Source organism: Streptomyces achromogenes (assembly GCF_030816715.1).
GTDB classification, from domain to species: Bacteria; Actinomycetota; Actinomycetes; order Streptomycetales; family Streptomycetaceae; genus Streptomyces; species Streptomyces achromogenes_A.
In genome coordinates this window covers 4,905,293-4,920,636 of the sequence record NZ_JAUSYH010000001.1, presented here as the reverse complement: position 1 = coordinate 4,920,636, position 15,344 = coordinate 4,905,293, and the positions used below count along the sequence as shown (strand labels likewise).

15 protein-coding genes are annotated in these 15,344 nt (G+C 72.0%); 6 read left to right on the top strand and 9 right to left on the bottom strand.

Going from position 1 to position 15,344, the window contains the following annotated elements; all coding sequences use genetic code 11:
• The first annotated feature begins 18 nt into the window (after positions 1-18).
• Positions 19-1,005, top strand: a complete 987-nt coding sequence (locus tag QF032_RS22145) for a ketoacyl-ACP synthase III family protein (RefSeq protein WP_306950061.1) — start codon at positions 19-21, stop codon at positions 1,003-1,005.
• Between the two features lie 239 nt (positions 1,006-1,244).
• Here QF032_RS22145 and rfbA read toward each other — a convergent pair whose 3' ends face one another.
• Both rfbA and QF032_RS22135 read right to left on the bottom strand, forming a co-directional pair.
• Positions 1,245-2,159 carry a glucose-1-phosphate thymidylyltransferase RfbA gene (gene rfbA, locus QF032_RS22140; protein ID WP_107442665.1) on the bottom strand — a complete coding sequence of 305 codons (915 nt, stop codon included), beginning with the start codon at positions 2,157-2,159 and terminating at the stop codon, positions 1,245-1,247.
• 14 nt (positions 2,160-2,173) lie between these two features.
• Positions 2,174-2,614: a nuclear transport factor 2 family protein gene (locus QF032_RS22135; RefSeq protein WP_306950064.1), complete on the bottom strand. Its 441-nt coding sequence runs from the start codon at positions 2,612-2,614 to the stop codon at positions 2,174-2,176.
• Between the two features lie 203 nt (positions 2,615-2,817).
• Between QF032_RS22135 and QF032_RS22130 the strand changes: the two genes are divergently transcribed.
• Positions 2,818-3,735, top strand: coding sequence for an MBL fold metallo-hydrolase (locus tag QF032_RS22130; RefSeq protein ID WP_307057197.1), 918 nt, complete (start codon positions 2,818-2,820; stop codon positions 3,733-3,735).
• A 170-nt stretch (positions 3,736-3,905) separates the two neighbouring features.
• Here QF032_RS22130 and QF032_RS22125 read toward each other — a convergent pair whose 3' ends face one another.
• From QF032_RS22125 to QF032_RS22095, 7 genes are all read right to left on the bottom strand, one after another.
• A complete protein-coding gene (locus QF032_RS22125; protein WP_307057195.1) occupies positions 3,906-4,277 on the bottom strand; it encodes an acyl-CoA carboxylase epsilon subunit in 372 nt (123 codons plus the stop codon).
• Between the two features lie 2 nt (positions 4,278-4,279).
• Positions 4,280-5,902 (bottom strand): acyl-CoA carboxylase subunit beta, encoded by a 1,623-nt coding sequence (locus QF032_RS22120; RefSeq protein ID WP_307045038.1) that lies wholly within the window; start codon positions 5,900-5,902, stop codon positions 4,280-4,282.
• A gap of 52 nt (positions 5,903-5,954) precedes the next feature.
• Positions 5,955-7,172 (bottom strand): ketosynthase chain-length factor, encoded by a 1,218-nt coding sequence (locus QF032_RS22115; protein WP_307045036.1) that lies wholly within the window; start codon positions 7,170-7,172, stop codon positions 5,955-5,957.
• Positions 7,169-8,437, bottom strand: coding sequence for a beta-ketoacyl-[acyl-carrier-protein] synthase family protein (locus QF032_RS22110; RefSeq protein ID WP_107442671.1), 1,269 nt, complete (start codon positions 8,435-8,437; stop codon positions 7,169-7,171). Before QF032_RS22110 ends, QF032_RS22115 begins: the two co-directional genes overlap by 4 nt.
• A 72-nt stretch (positions 8,438-8,509) precedes the next feature.
• The gene (locus tag QF032_RS22105; protein ID WP_306950076.1) at positions 8,510-9,166 is read right to left on the bottom strand and encodes an FMN-dependent NADH-azoreductase; all 657 of its coding nucleotides are present in this window, start codon (positions 9,164-9,166) and stop codon (positions 8,510-8,512) included.
• A gap of 237 nt (positions 9,167-9,403) precedes the next feature.
• Complete coding sequence (locus QF032_RS22100) at positions 9,404-10,447, bottom strand: methyltransferase (RefSeq protein WP_306950078.1); 1,044 nt, start codon at positions 10,445-10,447, stop codon at positions 9,404-9,406.
• Between the two features lie 118 nt (positions 10,448-10,565).
• A complete protein-coding gene (locus QF032_RS22095) occupies positions 10,566-11,048 on the bottom strand; it encodes a nuclear transport factor 2 family protein (protein ID WP_307045032.1) in 483 nt (160 codons plus the stop codon).
• A gap of 235 nt (positions 11,049-11,283) precedes the next feature.
• Between QF032_RS22095 and QF032_RS22090 the strand changes: the two genes are divergently transcribed.
• The 4 genes from QF032_RS22090 (at position 11,284) to QF032_RS22075 (ending at position 15,269) form a co-directional block, all read left to right on the top strand.
• Positions 11,284-12,297, top strand: a complete 1,014-nt coding sequence (locus QF032_RS22090; protein WP_307045030.1) for an MDR family NADP-dependent oxidoreductase — start codon at positions 11,284-11,286, stop codon at positions 12,295-12,297.
• A gap of 2 nt (positions 12,298-12,299) precedes the next feature.
• On the top strand, positions 12,300-13,415 hold the full coding sequence (locus tag QF032_RS22085; RefSeq protein ID WP_307045028.1) for a winged helix DNA-binding domain-containing protein: 1,116 nt from the start codon (positions 12,300-12,302) through the stop codon (positions 13,413-13,415).
• Positions 13,416-13,497: 82 nt separating this feature from the next.
• The gene (locus tag QF032_RS22080; RefSeq protein WP_307045026.1) at positions 13,498-14,619 is read left to right on the top strand and encodes an acyl-CoA dehydrogenase family protein; all 1,122 of its coding nucleotides are present in this window, start codon (positions 13,498-13,500) and stop codon (positions 14,617-14,619) included.
• A gap of 44 nt (positions 14,620-14,663) precedes the next feature.
• Positions 14,664-15,269, top strand: a complete 606-nt coding sequence (locus tag QF032_RS22075) for a response regulator transcription factor (protein WP_306950087.1) — start codon at positions 14,664-14,666, stop codon at positions 15,267-15,269.
• The last annotated feature ends 75 nt before the right edge of the window (positions 15,270-15,344 follow it).

Sequence of the window (15,344 nt, the reverse complement as noted above, 5' to 3'; positions counted from 1 at the left end):
GAGGTATTCGTTTCCGGGGTGGGACTTCATCTGCCGCCGGCCATGCCGGCCGAGGAGGCGGTCCGGCAGGGGCTGACCGACGAATGGACCGTGCGGCGCACGCGGATGCGGTCGGTGTGCGTCGGCACGGAGGCCGGGCCGCAGATGGCGGTCCGGGCCGCGCGGGAGGCGCTGCGCCACGCGGACGCGGGGCCCCAGGACATCGACCTGGTCCTGCACGCCAGCAGCTACTTCCAGGGCTACGACCTGTGGGCGCCCGCCTCGTACGTGCAGCGCGAGGCCGTCGGCAACACGTGCCTGTCGCTGGCAGTCGAGCAGCTGTCCAACGGCGGGATGGCCGCCTTCGAGCTGGCGGTGGCCTATCTGCGCGCGGACTCCCGCCGGCACAGCGCCCTCGTGACCACCGGCGACCGGTTCTGCCTGCCGGGGATCGACCGCTGGACCACCGACCCGGGGACCGTGCTCGGGGACGGCGGCACCGCGATCGTGCTGTCCACCGAGGACGGGTTCGCGCTGCTGCGCAGTCTGGTGACGGTGTCCGACCCGACCCTGGAGAAGATGGGGCGGGGCGACGATCCCTTCGCCGCGACGCCGCTGGAGACCCGGACCCCGGTCAGCGTGGAGGAGCCCCGCGCCCGCCTGGTGAAGGAGATGGGCATGTCGGAGCTGATCGACCGGCTGCACACCGGCCAGCGGGCGGCCTTCGAACAGGCCCTGCGGGAGGCGGACGTCAAGCAGGAGGAACTCGACTGGACGGTGCTGCCGCACCTCGGCCGCGCCAAGATGGACTTCCAGTTCTTCTCGGCGCTGGACCTCGACCCGGAGCGGACCACCTGGCCCTGGGGTTCGGGGGTCGGCCACCTCGGCGCGGGCGACATGTTCGCCGGTCTCGCCCACCTCACCCGGACCGGCGCCCTGCGTCCGGGCCAGACGGGCGCCCTGGTCAGCGCGGGCGGCGGCTTCGCGTGGACGGTGGCCGTCCTGGAGATCCTGTCCGCGGCCTGAACGGCGTCCGGCGGATCCCGTCGCGCGAGCACCCCGGTGCCGCGACGTGATCCGCCGGAACCCTCTGTCGTGCCTCGCCCTGCGTCCTCGCCCGGCCTCGCCTTGCCCTGCCTCGCCCTGTGTCGCCCTCAGCCGCGGGACCCGGACCGGAACGCAGTGCGCGCGGAGTGCGACGGGTTCCGCAGAACCGTCGCACTCCGCGCTCGCGATGGGCCCGCCCCCGGGCGGACGCGCCGGCGTCAGGCCCCTCGTGGTGCGCCGACGAGCCGGCGGCGGTACCCCACACCGGCGGCCTCGGCCGCGACCTCCGTCACATACCTGCCGTACGGCGACTTCATCCCCTCGCCCAGCCTCCGGCAGGTGTCGGCGTCGATGAAGCCCATCTGCAGGGCGACCTCCTCCAGGCAGGCGATGCGCACCCCCATGCGCTCCTCCATGGCCTGCACGTAGATGCCGGCCTTCAGCAGCGACTCGGCGGTGCCCGTGTCGAGCCAGGCGAAACCCCGGCCGAGTTCGATGAGCTTGGCCTTGCCGCGTTCCAGGTACCACCGGTTGACGTCGGTGATCTCCAGTTCGCCGCGCGGCGACGGGGTGAGGTTCTTGGCCACGTCCACGACGTCGTTGTCGTAGAAGTACAGGCCGGTGATCGCCCGGTCGGACTTGGGTTCGGCCGGCTTCTCCTCGAGCGAGACGAGCCGCCCCTCGGCGTCCGTCACACCGACCCCGTACCGCTCGGGGTCCGGCACCGGATAGCCGAAGAGGACGCAGCCGTCCACGTCACGGGCGTTGCGGCGGAGCAGCTCGCGGAATCCCGAGCCGTGGAAGATGTTGTCGCCCAGCACCAGGGCCACCGGGTCGGCGCCGATGAAGTCGGCCCCGATGGTGAACGCCTGCGCCAGGCCGCCGGGGCTCTCCTGCGCGGCGTAGCTGAGCGAGATGCCCAGCCGCGAGCCGTCGCCGAGGAGCCGCTGGAAGTACGGCATGTCGGTGGGTGTGGTGATGACGAGGATCTCCCGGATGTCGGCCAGCATGAGCACCGACAGCGGGTAGTAGATCATCGGCTTGTCACTGACGGGGAGGAGCTGTTTCGACACGGCCAGTGTGATCGGATGCAGCCGGGTCCCCGTGCCTCCGGCGAGGACTATCCCCTTCATCGTGGGCCCCGGCCTCAGGAGGCCGGACGGTCCTGGTCGATGACGCGCTCCCGGGTCCGGATCTCGCCGGCCTCGGTGCGCACCAGTTCGTCCACCACGGTGAAGGTCGGCTCGAAGTCCACCTTCCCGGCGGCGTCGGTCCGGGTGACCAGGCAGACGTAGTCCACCCGCCAGCCGTCCGCGGTCTTCTCCACGAGGTAGTGGTCGAACCAGTGCCGGGGCACGACCGACCGGTACCGCGGGAGGGCGGCCCGCATCGCCGCGACCATCGCCTCCCGGCCGGCGAGGCGTTCGCCGCGGTGCGCGTGGTCGATGACGCCGTCCTCGGTGAAGGTGTCGGCGAACTCCTCGATCTTCAGGGCGTCCATCAGGCGGCACTGTCGGGCGTAGAACCCGAGGATCTCCACGTGCTCCTCGGCCGTCACCTTCTGCCGCTCAGCGGTCTGCGTAGCCACGGTGTGCTCCTCCTCGGGCATGGGTTTCCTTCTCCCGAAAGCGTTCTCCGGGAGGCTCGAAACCGGCTGGACTACCGCTGCACCGGAATTCCCCCACCGGGTGTTCCAGTGAGGCTCATGCCGTTCGGGCCATCCTTTCCGGCAAATTGCCGCGGCACTTTCTTCGCACCCGCACGCGCGCCCGCACCCGAAATGGAGTCGGTATGACGTTGCAACAGGTCCGGTCGGAAATGCGCGAGGTCGCCTCGTCGGTCTACGCCTGGATCCAGCCCGACGGAGGGTGGTGCCTGAACAACGCGGGGCTGATCCTCGACGGGGAGTGCGCGGTGCTGGTCGACACGGCCGCCACCGAGCGCCGTACCCGCGTGCTGGCCGAGGCGGTGGGCGCGCTGGCGCCGGCCGGGCCGGACTTCCTCGTCAACACGCACTTCCACGGCGACCACACGTTCGGCAACTCCTACTTCAAGCCGCGGGCGACGATCACCGCCCACGAGAACTGCGCCCGCGACCAGATAGCCGCGGGCCCGGGGCTGCGCGGGCTGTGGCCGGACGTGGAGTGGGGGGAGACGCCGGTCCTCGGGCCCGACGTGACCTATCGCGGCGACGAGGCCGCCGTCCACTCCGGCGGCCGGCGCATCGCGCTGCTGCACCCCGGGACGGCCCACACCACCGGCGACACGGTGGTGTGGCTGCCCGACGAGGGCGTCCTGTTCACCGGGGACGTCGTGTGGTCCGGGAGCACCCCGTTCTGCCTGATGGGCTCGGTCACGGGGTCGCTGGAGGCGATCGGGCGGCTGCGCGCGCTCGGCGCGGAGACGGTGGTGCCCGGTCACGGGCCGGTCGGCGGCGCCGAGTTGCTGGACGAGACCGCCGCCTACCTGAGCTGGCTGCTGGAGGTCGCGGAGTCGGGGCTGCGGGCCGGACGGTCGGCGCTGGAGACGGCCCGGAGCACCGAACTGGGCGCGTGGGCGGCCTTCCTCGACGCCGAGCGCATCGTCGGCAACCTGCACCGCGCCTACGCCGAGCTCGCCGGAGCGGTGCCGGGCGCGCCGATCGACGTGGCGACGGCGTTCGGGGAGATGACGCAGTTCCACGGCGGTCTCCCGGTGTGCCGCGCCTGAGGGAGGCCGGCAGCCGGGGAGGGCCGGCAGACGCGAAGGGGGTGTGACGCGAGCGCGTCACACCCCCTTCGCACGGAACGAGGCCGGGCCCCGCCCATCGGGGCGGGACCCGGCCTTCAGCGAGAATCCGGCCTTCAGAGCAGGTCCGGAGGCCAGGGCGGGTCCGGACGTCAGGGCAGGTCCGGCCAGCCGGCCGTGCCGGGGGGCTCCGTACCGGGCGGCTCCGTACCGGGCCGGCTTCCCCAGCCGGTCTCGGGCGGCGCGTCCGCACCGGACGGGTCCCCCCAGCCGCTCACGGCCGGCCGGGCCCCCGCACCGGACCGGCGCCCCCACACGGTCGTCGCGGGCCGGTCCGGACCGGGCCAGTCCGCGAGGCCCGCCACGGCCGGCACGTCGGGGGTGAGGCGCTGTGCCCAGTCGGCCACCGCGGACGGATCCGCGGCGGACCGGTGCAGGCGGGTCAGCAGCGCGACGGTGAGGGCGGCGATCTCCTGCTCGGTCGGCCGTCCGGAACGGATCGTGAACAACGGGTCCCGGGTCATGGCTACATCGGGGGGTTGCCGTGTTTGCGCGGCGCCAGGGAGGCACGCTTGCCCTCCAGCATCTCCAGCGCCCGGACGAGGGTCTCCCGGGTGTGCGCGGGGTCGATGACGTCGTCGACCAGCCCGTGCTCGGCCGCGTAGTAGGGATGCATCAACTCCTCCTGGTAGGACCGGATGCACTGCTCCCGGGTTTCCTGCGGATCGCCCGACGCCGCGATCTCCCGGCGGAAGATGACGTTCGCCGCGCCCTCGGCGCCCATCACCGCGATCTCGTTGGTGGGCCAGGCCAGGGACAGGTCCGTCCCGATGGACCGCGAGTCCATGACGATCCAGGCGCCGCCGTACGCCTTGCGCAGGATCAGCTGGATGCGGGGGACGGTGGCGACGCAGTAGGCGTAGAGCAGCTTCGCCCCGTGCCGGATGATCCCCTGGTGTTCCTGCTCACGGCCCGGCAGGAAGCCGGGAACGTCGACCAGGGTCACCAGCGGGATGTTGAACGAGTCGCACATCTGGACGAAACGTGCGCCCTTGTCGGACGCGTCGATGTCGAGGGTGCCGGCCGAGACCATGGGCTGGTTGGCGACCACGCCGACCAGCCGGCCGCCCATCCGGGCCAGCGCGCAGACGATGTTGCCCGCCCAGTTCGGCTGCACCTCGAAGTACTCGCCGTCGTCGACGATCTCCTCGATCACCTGGAGGATGTCGTAGGCCTGGTTGGCCGACGACGGGACGAGGTCGAGCAGGGCGTCGTTCCTGCGGTCCACCGGGTCCGTGCAGGGGACGACCGGGGGCAGGGCGCGGTTGTTGGCGGGCAGCAGCGACAGCAGGTACCGGACGTCGGCGATGCAGGCGTACTCGTCGTCGTAGACGAACGAGGAGACGCCGGAGACGCCGGCGTGGACGTCCGCCCCGCCGAGGCCGTTCATGCTGATGTGCTCGCCGGTGACGGCCTGGACCACGTCCGGGCCGGTGATGAACATCTGCGCCACGTCCCGGACCATGAACACGAAGTCGGTCAGCGCGGGCGAGTAGGCGGCCCCGCCCGCGCACGGTCCGAGGATCACGCTGATCTGCGGGATGACGCCGGACGCCTGGGCGTTGCGGCGGAAGATCCCGCCGTAGCCGGCGAGCGCCGTGACGCCCTCCTGGATCCGGGCCCCCGCCCCGTCGCACAGGCTGACCAGCGGGGCGCCGGCGGCGAGGGCCATGTCCATCAGCTTGTGGATCTTCGCGGCGTGCGCCTCGCCCAGGGCGCCTCCGAACATCCGGAAGTCGTGCGCGTAGGCGAAGACCTTCTGCCCGTGGACCAGTCCCCAGCCGACGACGACCCCGTCGGTGTGGGGGCGTTTGTTCGCCAGCCCGAACGCGGTCGCCCGGTGCTTGCGGAACGCCTCGATCTCGAGGAACGTCCCCTCGTCGAAGAGCAGCTCGATGCGCTCCCTGACGGTGAGTTTGCCCTTGGCGCGCTGGGCTGCGGTCGCCTCGACGCTCGGTCCCTCGCGGATGACCGCCTTGAGCCGGGCGAGCTCCTCGGTGCGGGTCCGCAGGTCGTTGCGTTGGACGGCCTCCTCGAGGTCGTCCGGGAGTATCGCGCTCCCGGACGACTCGGCGACTGACGTCAGCATGAATGCCCTTTCGTTGCGACATGTCGATGACGATGACGGACTGCTGCGGCGCTCAGCGGAGCTGGCGCACCACCATCGCCGAGTTGAAGCCGCCGTGCCCGCGGGCGACGATCAGCGCCGACCGGACCGGGCCCTGCCGCGGCTCGCCGACCACGAGGTCCATCTCGTACTCGGGCACGGCCTCCCGGACGCCGACGGCGGGCGGGATGGCGCTCCAGAACATCGACAGCAGCGCCGTGGCGACGTCGAGGGAGGCGCCGCCGGCGAACAGCCGTCCGGTCATGGTCTTGGGCGCGGCGACCGGGACGCCGTGCGGGCCGAAGACCTCCTTGAGAGCCTCCGCCTCCACCTGGTCCAGTTCGGCCTCGCCCACCGCGTCGGCGAAGACGACGTCGATGTCGGAGGCGTCCATGCCGGCGTCGCCCAGCGCCATCTCGATGGCCCGCTGAAGACCCGGCGGCCGGCCGGGGGTGCCCGGGTCGAAGGTGGAGGCGTACCCGGCGATCTCGCCGAAGACGGTGGTGCCGAGCCGTTTCTTCGCGCTCTCCGGCGTCTCCAGCACCATGATCGCGCCGCCCTCGCCGGGGACGTAACCGCCTGCGCGCTCGTCGAAGGGCAGATAGGCCCGCGTCGGGTCCGAGCTGCGGCTGATCCGGCCGGTGGCCTGGTGGGCGACCCAGGCCCACGGGCACAGCGTGCTGTCGATGCCGCCGGTGAGCATGAGGTTGGCGCCGTCCCGCAGCTGCCGCCGGGCGTGGCCGATCGCGTCGATCCCGCCGGCCTGCTCGCTGATCACCACGGCGCCGGGCCCGTGCATCTTGTGCCTGATGGATATCTGGCCCGTGTTGACCGCGTAGAACCACGCGAACGACTGATAGGCGCTGACGTACTCCGGGCCCTGGTGGTGCAGCTTGGCCAGTTCCCGCTGGCCGAACTCGTAGCCGCCGCCGGAGGCCGCGGTGACCACGCCCATCTCGTCGGTGGGGACGTCGCCGCCTCGGACCCCGGCCTGGCGCAGCGCCCAGTCGGTGGCCACCAGCGACAGCCGGGTGATGTGGTCGGACTGGGGCAGGATGCGGTCCTGCAGATGCCGGTCGGGCACGAAGTCGGGTATCTCGCCGCCGAGTTTGCAGCGGTACTTCGAGATGTCGAACTTGGTCACCCGGCGGATGCCGGACTGGCCGGCCATCAGCGCCCGCCAGTACGACGTCGGACCCAGCCCGTTGGGCGCCGCGATGCCGATTCCGGTCACCACTGCTCGCCTGGTCATCGCTTCGCTCCTCGTACGTTTCGCAGGATCATCGCGCTCTGGAAGCCGCCGAAGCCGCTGCCGACGGTCAGCACGGTGTTGAGCCGCTTCTCGCGGGCCACGTTGGGCACGTAGTCCAGGTCGCACAGCGGGTCGGGTTCGTTGAGGTTGGCCGTGGGCGGGATCAGCCCCTCGCGCATGGCGAGGAGGCAGCCGGCGATCTCCAGCGAGCCGATCGCGCCCAGCGAGTGACCGATCATCGACTTGAAGCCGCTGATCGGCGTGGTGAAGGCGTCCTCGCCGAGGCTGCGCTTGAAGGCGCCCGTCTCGTGCAGGTCGTTCTGCTTGGTGCCCGAGCCGTGCGCGTTGATGTAGTCGATGTACGGGGGCAGGATCCGCGCCTCGTCCATCGCCACCTCGATCGCCGAGGCCATGTCCTTGCCCTCGGACTCGAGACCGGTCATGTGGTACGCGTTGCAGCGCGAGGCGTACCCGGCGATCTCGCCGTAGATCTGCGCGCCGCGGGCCCGTGCGTGCTCGAGCTCCTCGACGACGACGATCGCGCAGCCCTCGGCCAGCACCAGACCGTCGCGGGTCTTGTCGAAGGGGCGGCAGGCGTGCTCGGGGTCGTCGTTGCGGGTGGAGCTCGCGCGGAGCACGTCGAAGCAGACCACCGTGATCGGCGACAGCGGGGCCTCCGTGCCTCCGCTGACGACGACGTCGGCGCTGCCCTCCTCGATCAGCCGGGCCGCGTAGCCCACCGAGTCGATGCCGGAGGTGCAGCCGGTGGAGACCAGCGTGACCGGTCCCTCCGCGCCGGTCTGCGTGGCGAGCTCGGCCGCCATCGAGCTGGGGTTCACGTAGTCGTACAGATGGGGGACGGTGTAGCCCTGGTCGACCTCCCAGAGCCGGCCGCCGTCACTGCCGATGGTGAACTCACGCTCCAGACTGGTGGTGCAGCCGACGGCGGAGCCGAGGGCGACGCCGACCCGGGTGGGGTCCATGACGTCGAACTGCAGGCCCGCGTCCGCGACGGCTTCCCGGCCGGCGACCACGGCGAACTGCGCGGCCCGGTCGAGGCGGCGCACGTCCTGCGGGGTGAGCCCCGACTTCAGCGGGTGGAAGTCGACCTCGCCCGCGATGCGGGAGCGGAAGGCCGAGGGATCGAAGTGGGAGATCGCCCTGGTCGCCGTCCTGCCCTCGGCAAGTAGGCTCCAATATTCCTTGACACCTATGGCACCTGGCGAAATGACGCCGAGCCCGGTGATCACAGCGCGACGGGACACCGATGGCCTCCTGGATCAATGCACGTTGGTTTGTACGAGAATGCGGCGTCTGGCTCGTGACTGACTCGACAATCACCGCACCAGCACGGCGGACACCTCGCGGGCCCGCTTCTCGGCCGCCTGGTGCGCCTGCGCCAGCGACTGCTCGGCGAGCGGCACGAGCGCGGCCATCGCGGGCACCCGGGGGGCCAGCGACAGCTGGGCGGCGATGATCTCGACGTCCAGGCCGAGACCGGTGCCGAACACGGTCTGCAGGTACGGGCCGCAGTGGTTGGCCTTCTCCATGGGAGCGCCCGGGCTGTAGCCGCCGCCGTAGCTGGCGACCACGGTCGCGGGACGCCCGGCCAGCGGTCCGGGGCTGCCGTCGAAGGTGATCGTGCGGTCGTTGACCAGCACCTGGTCGAGCCACGCCTTGAGCGTGGAGGGGATCGACCAGTTGTACATCGGGGTGCTCACCAGCAGCGTGTCGGCGGCCAGCAGCTCCTCGACGAGTTCGTCGCGCAGCAGCATGGCGGCGCGCTGGTGACCGTCGTGCGCGGCCGGCGGGACGAACCCCGCGGTGACGCCCGCCTCGGTCAGCGGCGGCACGGGCACGGCGCCCAGGTCCCGGTAGGTGACGACGCCGTCCGGGTTCTCCTTCTGCCACGCCCGGCGGAAGGTCTTGGCCAGTTCCCGGGAGACCGAGCCCCGGGACACGGCGGAGGAGTCGATGTGCAGCAGGTGCGGCATGGCTGTCTCCCGAAAGTCTGCGAATGGTGGCAGGGGTCCGTTCACGCCACGTTCGGGCAGCCCGCTCGTGTCACGGCGGACCCCGCCTCAAGCGCCACCCGCGCCCCGGCATGCGTCAGGGGCGGGACGCCCACGGCGTTCCCACCCCTGTTGCTCCGCTGCGATCCGGCCGCCCCGGGGATCCAGGACGGCCCACGGGACCCCGGAGGTGCCCGACGCCCCGACGCCCCGGCGCTCCTACGGGACGAGCGCGGTCAGCAGGACCGACTGGTCGCCCTCGATGCTCCGCGCGCCCTGGTAGTCGAGGCCGGCCTGCTCGAACAGCGCCGCGAACTGGTCGACGCTGCGCCGCTTCCCGCCGCCCATGAGCACCATCAGCAGGTCGACGGCGGTGCAGATCTCCTCGAACGGGCTGTCGCCGCCCAGCAGCATGTCGACGACGACAACCCGGGCGCCGGAGGCCGCGGCCCGCGCGGTGTTGCGCAGGATCGCGACGACCGTGTCGTCGTCCCACATGTACATCATGTGCTTGTACAGATAGGTGTCCGCTCCGCCCGGCACGGACTCGCGGCAGTCCCCGGCGAGCAGTTCGGCGCGGGCGGCCAGCGCACCGCCCGCCCGCAGCCGTTCGTCGACGCCCGGCAGCACCTGCTCCAGCTCGAGCAGCACCCCGTGGATGTCGGGGTACGCCTCCATGAGCTGCAGCAGCAGCTGACCCTGGCCGCCGCCCACGTCCATGACCGTCTCGCCGGGACGCGGGGCGAGCGCCGCCACCAGCGCGGGGGCGTTGTTGAGCAGGATGGTGTTGGCGGTCATCGCCCGGTTGAAGATCGCGCCGGCCTCGGGGTCGTCGTTGACGAAGTAGCTCTGCGCCTGGGTGCCGAAGACCTTGGGGAAGGCCGCCTCGCCGGTGCGCACCGCGTCCGCGGTGTGGTGCAGCACCGAGACCGGCACGTGCAGCCACCCGAAGCGGATGACGTCGGGGGCGCCCCAGGTGGAGTCCTGACGGATCATCCGCGACAGCTCGGTGTGGCGGAACCGGCCGTCCTCGACGGCCTCGAAGAACCCGTGGCAGGACAGCGCGCGCAGCAGCCGGCCGAGCGCGTCCGGGTCCGCGCCGACGGCCTTCGCGAGCTCCTCGGCGCCGAGCGGCTCGTCGTCCAGCGCGTCGGCCACCTTCAGGTCGACGGCGGCCTGGACGAACTGCAGGGCCGCGAAGCCCATGCCGATCCGGTACAGCTTCACCCGGGCTTCGAGGGAGGGAAGTGCGGGAGTGGTCATGGCTCTCTCTGCTCCAATCGTGCCGGTCGGTGCCGGTCGAGCGGGTCGTACCGGACGGCGCCGGTCGGGCCGGACGGTGCCGGTCGGTGCCGGACGGTGCCGGTCGTGGGGGCTCGGGTCAGCTGTGCTGGGCCGCGAGCCGGGCGTAGTAGCGGCCGGGGTCGGGCACGTCGTGGCGGATGACCCGGGACCTGGCGCGCAGCCCCTCCCCGGTGCGCACCAGTTCGTCGGTGACGACACAGCTCGGCTCGAAGGTCACGTCGCCGTTCTCGTCGGTGACGCTGACCAGACAGGTGGCGGTGACCCGGGTGGCGCCGTCCGGCTGCGGCTCGGCCCGGCGGTTCTCGAACCAGTGCCGGATGGTGCTGGTCCCGTAGCGGGAGATGTTCGCGCGCACGCCCTCCAGCAGTGCGGGGCGGCTGCCCAGCTGCCAGGCGCCCTCGTAGCCGAAGGAGCAGTCCTCGGTGAAGGTCTGCACGAAGGCCTCGAAGTCACGCGCCTCCAGCAGCGGCATCTGGTGGGCGTAGAAGGCGGCGATCTCCGACGAGAGATCCGAGTGCTGGCCGGTGTGCTGCTCCGAGTGCTGCAGTGTCGGTGACACGGTGCACCCCTTTCGACGGTCCGGTGGTTCGCGGGAACCGCACCGTGCACCCCGCCGATCCAGAGCGGCTGGAGCGTGGGTGAAACGCCGCCGTCGGGGCCCCGTCCCGTCGATCATGGCCGCGGTGCGGTCCGCGGCCCCGGACGCTCCAGCCGGGCGCGACCTCCCTTCGAGACCGCTCCCGCACCCTCGGCACAGCACGACCTTTCGATCCCTCGCACAAGGAGCTGACGACATGTCCGACGGGACGCCGACGAAGAGCCAGGAGGTGCGGCTCGTCTCCTACCCGGACGGCGAGCTCTCCCTCGACCACTTCGAGGTCGCCGTGACGGAGCTGGCCGAGCCGGAGCCGGGTCAGGTGGTGGTCCGCAACGACTGGATGTCCCTCGGCACGGTCTACCGCGACCAGATGCAGTCCTCGCTGGACATCCCGATCCCCGTGTTCCAGCTGGGCCAGCCCATGTGGGGCCGCACGGTCGGCACCGTGGTGAAGTCCGCCAGCCCCGACCTGGCCGTGGGCGACCTGGTCGAGCACTTCAGCGGCTGGCGCGACCATGTCGTGGGCTACGCCGGGCAGTTCTTCAAGCGGGACCCCGAACTGCTGCCCGGCAGCGAGTACTTCCTCTCCAACGGGCCCACGGCCTGGCGCGGACTCGCCGAGATCGCCAAGGTCCGCGAGGGCGACGTGGTGTTCGTCTCCGGCGCCTCCTCCGGCGTCGGCTGCCTCGCCGCCCACATCGCCAAGGCGCTCGGCGCGGCGAAGGTCATCGGCAGCACCGGCTCCCCGCAGAAGATCGACTTCCTGGTCCGGGAGGCCGGCTACGACGCGGCGTTCGACTACCACGACGGCCCGGTCGCCGACCGGCTGCGCGAGCTGGCCCCCGACGGGATCACCGTCTTCTTCGACAACGTCGGCGGCGAGCAGTTCGAGGCCGCGGTGCAGGCGGCCGCCCCCGGGGCCCGCTTCGCGCTCTGCGGCTCACTGGCCGCGCAGCACGGCGAGGACGCCCGCCCCCGGCTGGACCTCACGAGCCTCATCCCGCGCGAGCTGTCCTTCCAGGGCTTCGCGACCCTGCACACCCCGCAGCAGATCGAGGACTGGAACGCGCAGTTCGGCGCGTGGCTCGCCGAGGGCCGGATCTCCTTCCCGCACACCGTGGTGGAGGGCGGCGTCGCCGCGCTGCCGCAGGCCATGATCGATCTGATGAAGGGCCGGCTCTCCGGCACCGCGCTGGTGAGGTTGTCCTGACCGTGAGTACCTCCGCAGGCCCGGTCCTCGGTGTACGGGCGCTCAACCGTGCGCTGATCCACCGCCAGTTGCTCGCCGAGCGGTCCACGATGCCGCCCGTGCGGGCCGTCGCCCACCTGGCCGGGTTGCAGGCCCAGGCCCCCAACCCGCCGTACATCGGGCTGTGGACCCGGCTCGCGGACTTCGCGGTCGAGGACCTGGCGGCCCTGGTCCGGGAGCGGAAGGTGGTGCGCATCGCCCTGATGCGCTCCACCATCCACCTCGTCACCGACGACGACTGCCTCGCCCTGCGTCCGCTGCTGGCCGAGATGCTGGCCCGCACGGTCAAGGGGCAGTTCGGCCGGCAGGTCGCGGGCCTGGACACCGACGAGATCGCCGAGCTGGGCGCGGAGCTGGCCGAGGAGCGCACGCTCACCTTCGCCGAGCTGGGCGCGCTGATGGCGCAGCGCCTGCCGGGCCACGACGCGGGCGCGCTGGCGCAGACCGTGCGCAACCTGGTGCCGCTGGTCCAGGTCCCGCCGCGCGGGCTCTGGGGCCACAGCGGCCAGGCCGCCCACACCACCGTCGAGCGCTGGCTGGGCCGCGGGCTCGACCCGGACGCCTCCCTCGACACCTATGTACGGCGCTACCTGGCCGCGTTCGGCCCGGCGAGCGTCAAGGACATGCAGAAGTGGTCCGGCCTGACCCGGCTGAAGGAGGCGTTCACCCGGCTCGGACCGGCCCTGCGCACCTACCGGGACGAGAGCGGGACCGTCCTCTACGACCTGGCCGGGACTCGGCTGCCGGACCCGTCCGAGGAACTGCCCGCCCGGTACCTGCCCGAGTTCGACAACATCCTGCTCTCGCACGCCGACCGGGAACGGATCATGGCGGCGGAGCACCGTCCGAGGGTCTTCACCAGCAACGGCATCATCCGCGCCACCTTCCTGATCGACGGCTTCGTGCGGGGCCTGTGGCGGATCGACCGCGCCAAGGACGCCGCCACCCTGGTCGTCGAGCCCTTCGTCCCCCTGGCACGCCGGGACGTCGCCGAACTGACCGCGGAGGGGGAGCGGCTGCTGAGCTTCGCCGCCTCCGGGACCGGGCGCCACGACATCCGGTTCGAGACGGTCGGCTGACACCCGCGCGCCCGCGCCCGCACCCACGCGTCCACACCCACGCGTGCGCACCCGCGCGCCCACACCCGAGGAGTCGTCCACCATGAGCGTCGCCACCCTCTCCACCCTCTCCACCCGCGACCTGTCGGCGGCGGCCGGCGAGCTGGCCGCCCTGTCGGCCGAGCACGCCGCGGCCGCCGACGCCACGGGGCGTCTGTCCCCGGACGTCGTCACCGCCCTGCGCGCGAGCGGCTTCGCACGGCACTTCGTCTCCGCGCGCTTCGGCGGCGCCGAGGGGACCGTCGCCGACTTCGTGCGGGGCGTGCTGCGGGTGTCGGCCTCGTGCGCCGCCACCGGCTGGTGCGTCGCGCTGCTGGCCGCGTCCTCCCGCTACGCCGCGCACCTGCCCGAGCAGGGGCACGAGAAGCTGTGGGGGTCGGGCGCCGACGCCCTCATCGCCACCGGTCTGGTGCCGGCGGGCACGGCGGAGCCGGCCGAGAACGGCTACCGGCTCTCCGGCCGCTGGCAGTACATCAGCGGCGTCGACTTCGCGGACTGGGTGCTGCTGTGCGCGAACGTGTCCGAGGAGGACGCGGGGCCGCGCTTCTTCGCGCTGCCCCGCGGGACCTTCGGCGTGGTGCAGTCCTGGGACTGCGTCGGCATGCGGGCCACCGGCAGCCACACCGTGGTGGTCGACGACGTGTTCGTGCCGGCCCATCTGTCCTTCGCCCGCGCGGAGATGGAGACCGGCGTCAACAGCTGGTCCCCGCTGCCCGCGCACAACATCCCCTTCCAGGCGATCGGGGCCACCACCTTCGCCGCCCCCGCCGTGGGCGCCGCCCAGGGCGCGCTGGCGGCCTCCCTCCGCGTGCTGAAGGGCAAGCGGCTCACCGAGGCGGTGCAGATCGAGCTGGTCCGGGCGACGGCGCGGATCGACTCGGCGCGTCATCTGGTCGAGCAGAACGCCGCCGTGATCGACGACCGCACTTTCACGCCAACCTTTTTGGCACGCAATCAGCGGAATGCCTCATTCGCCGGCGAACAGGCGGCCGAAGCGGTCACGGCGCTGGTGCGCGTGGCGGGCACGGCGGGGCTGAGCGGCTCGGGTGAGCTGCAACGCGTCTGGCGTGACGTCACGACGGCGACCAGTCATGTGGCGCTGCGCTACGACATCACCCGGGCAGCGGCGAACTACAGCACGGCACTTATCGAACAAGCCATCTGAGGAAACTTGCGTACACGGCCAGATTCCGATGCTTGAATGACCACGTGATCAGAGTCTTGCTGGCTGAGGATCTCCACATGCTGCGCAGGGCACTTGTCTCCCTGCTGAGCCTCGAAGGGGACATAGAGGTCGTCGCGGAGCTGGCGAACGGTTCGGAGGTCGTGGCGCGCGCACTGGAGTGCCGGCCCGACGTCGCCGTGCTGGACATCGACCTGCCCGGCACCGACGGGATCAGTGTGGCGTCCGCGCTGTACACCACGCTCCCGGAGTGCCGCACCCTGATCCTCACCGGTCTGGGGCAGCCGGGCCATCTGCGCCGGGCGGTGGCCGCCCATGCCCAGGGCTTCCTGCCCAAGGACGCCGAGCCGGAGCGGCTGACCGCCGCCATCCGGGCCATCGCCAGGGGCGAGCGCGCGTTCGACGCGACGCTCGCCCTCGCCGCGCTGGAGACCGAGCCGGGCGCGCTCACCTCCCGCGAGGTCGAGGTGCTGCGGCTGGCGGCCCAGGGCGAGGAGGCGGCCCAGATAGCGAGGAAGCTCCACCTCGCCACCGGCACCGTGCGCAACTACCTGACCACCGCGGTCACCAAGCTGGGTGCCCGCAACCGGGTGGACGCCATCAGGATCGCCCGCGAATCGGGCTGGCTGTGAGCCGCCCCGCACGTCCCGCCCGGTAGCTCCCGCGCGCGTCCTGCCCCGCAGCGCTCCGCCCCCCGGCGTCCCGCG

What these genes read in the sequence shown, in the direction of transcription:
- QF032_RS22100 (WP_306950078.1), bottom strand. Translation starts at nt 10,447, where the DNA reads ATGACCACTCCCGCACTTCCCTCCCTCGAAGCCCGGGTGAAGCTGTAC.
- QF032_RS22080 (WP_307045026.1), top strand. Translation starts at nt 13,498, where the DNA reads ATGAGCGTCGCCACCCTCTCCACCCTCTCCACCCGCGACCTGTCGGCG.
- QF032_RS22090 (WP_307045030.1), top strand. Translation starts at nt 11,284, where the DNA reads ATGTCCGACGGGACGCCGACGAAGAGCCAGGAGGTGCGGCTCGTCTCC.
- QF032_RS22130 (WP_307057197.1), top strand. Translation starts at nt 2,818, where the DNA reads ATGACGTTGCAACAGGTCCGGTCGGAAATGCGCGAGGTCGCCTCGTCG.
- QF032_RS22115 (WP_307045036.1), bottom strand. Translation starts at nt 7,172, where the DNA reads ATGACCAGGCGAGCAGTGGTGACCGGAATCGGCATCGCGGCGCCCAAC.
- QF032_RS22125 (WP_307057195.1), bottom strand. Translation starts at nt 4,277, where the DNA reads ATGACCCGGGACCCGTTGTTCACGATCCGTTCCGGACGGCCGACCGAG.
- QF032_RS22105 (WP_306950076.1), bottom strand. Translation starts at nt 9,166, where the DNA reads ATGCCGCACCTGCTGCACATCGACTCCTCCGCCGTGTCCCGGGGCTCG.
- QF032_RS22120 (WP_307045038.1), bottom strand. Translation starts at nt 5,902, where the DNA reads ATGCTGACGTCAGTCGCCGAGTCGTCCGGGAGCGCGATACTCCCGGAC.
- rfbA (WP_107442665.1), bottom strand. Translation starts at nt 2,159, where the DNA reads ATGAAGGGGATAGTCCTCGCCGGAGGCACGGGGACCCGGCTGCATCCG.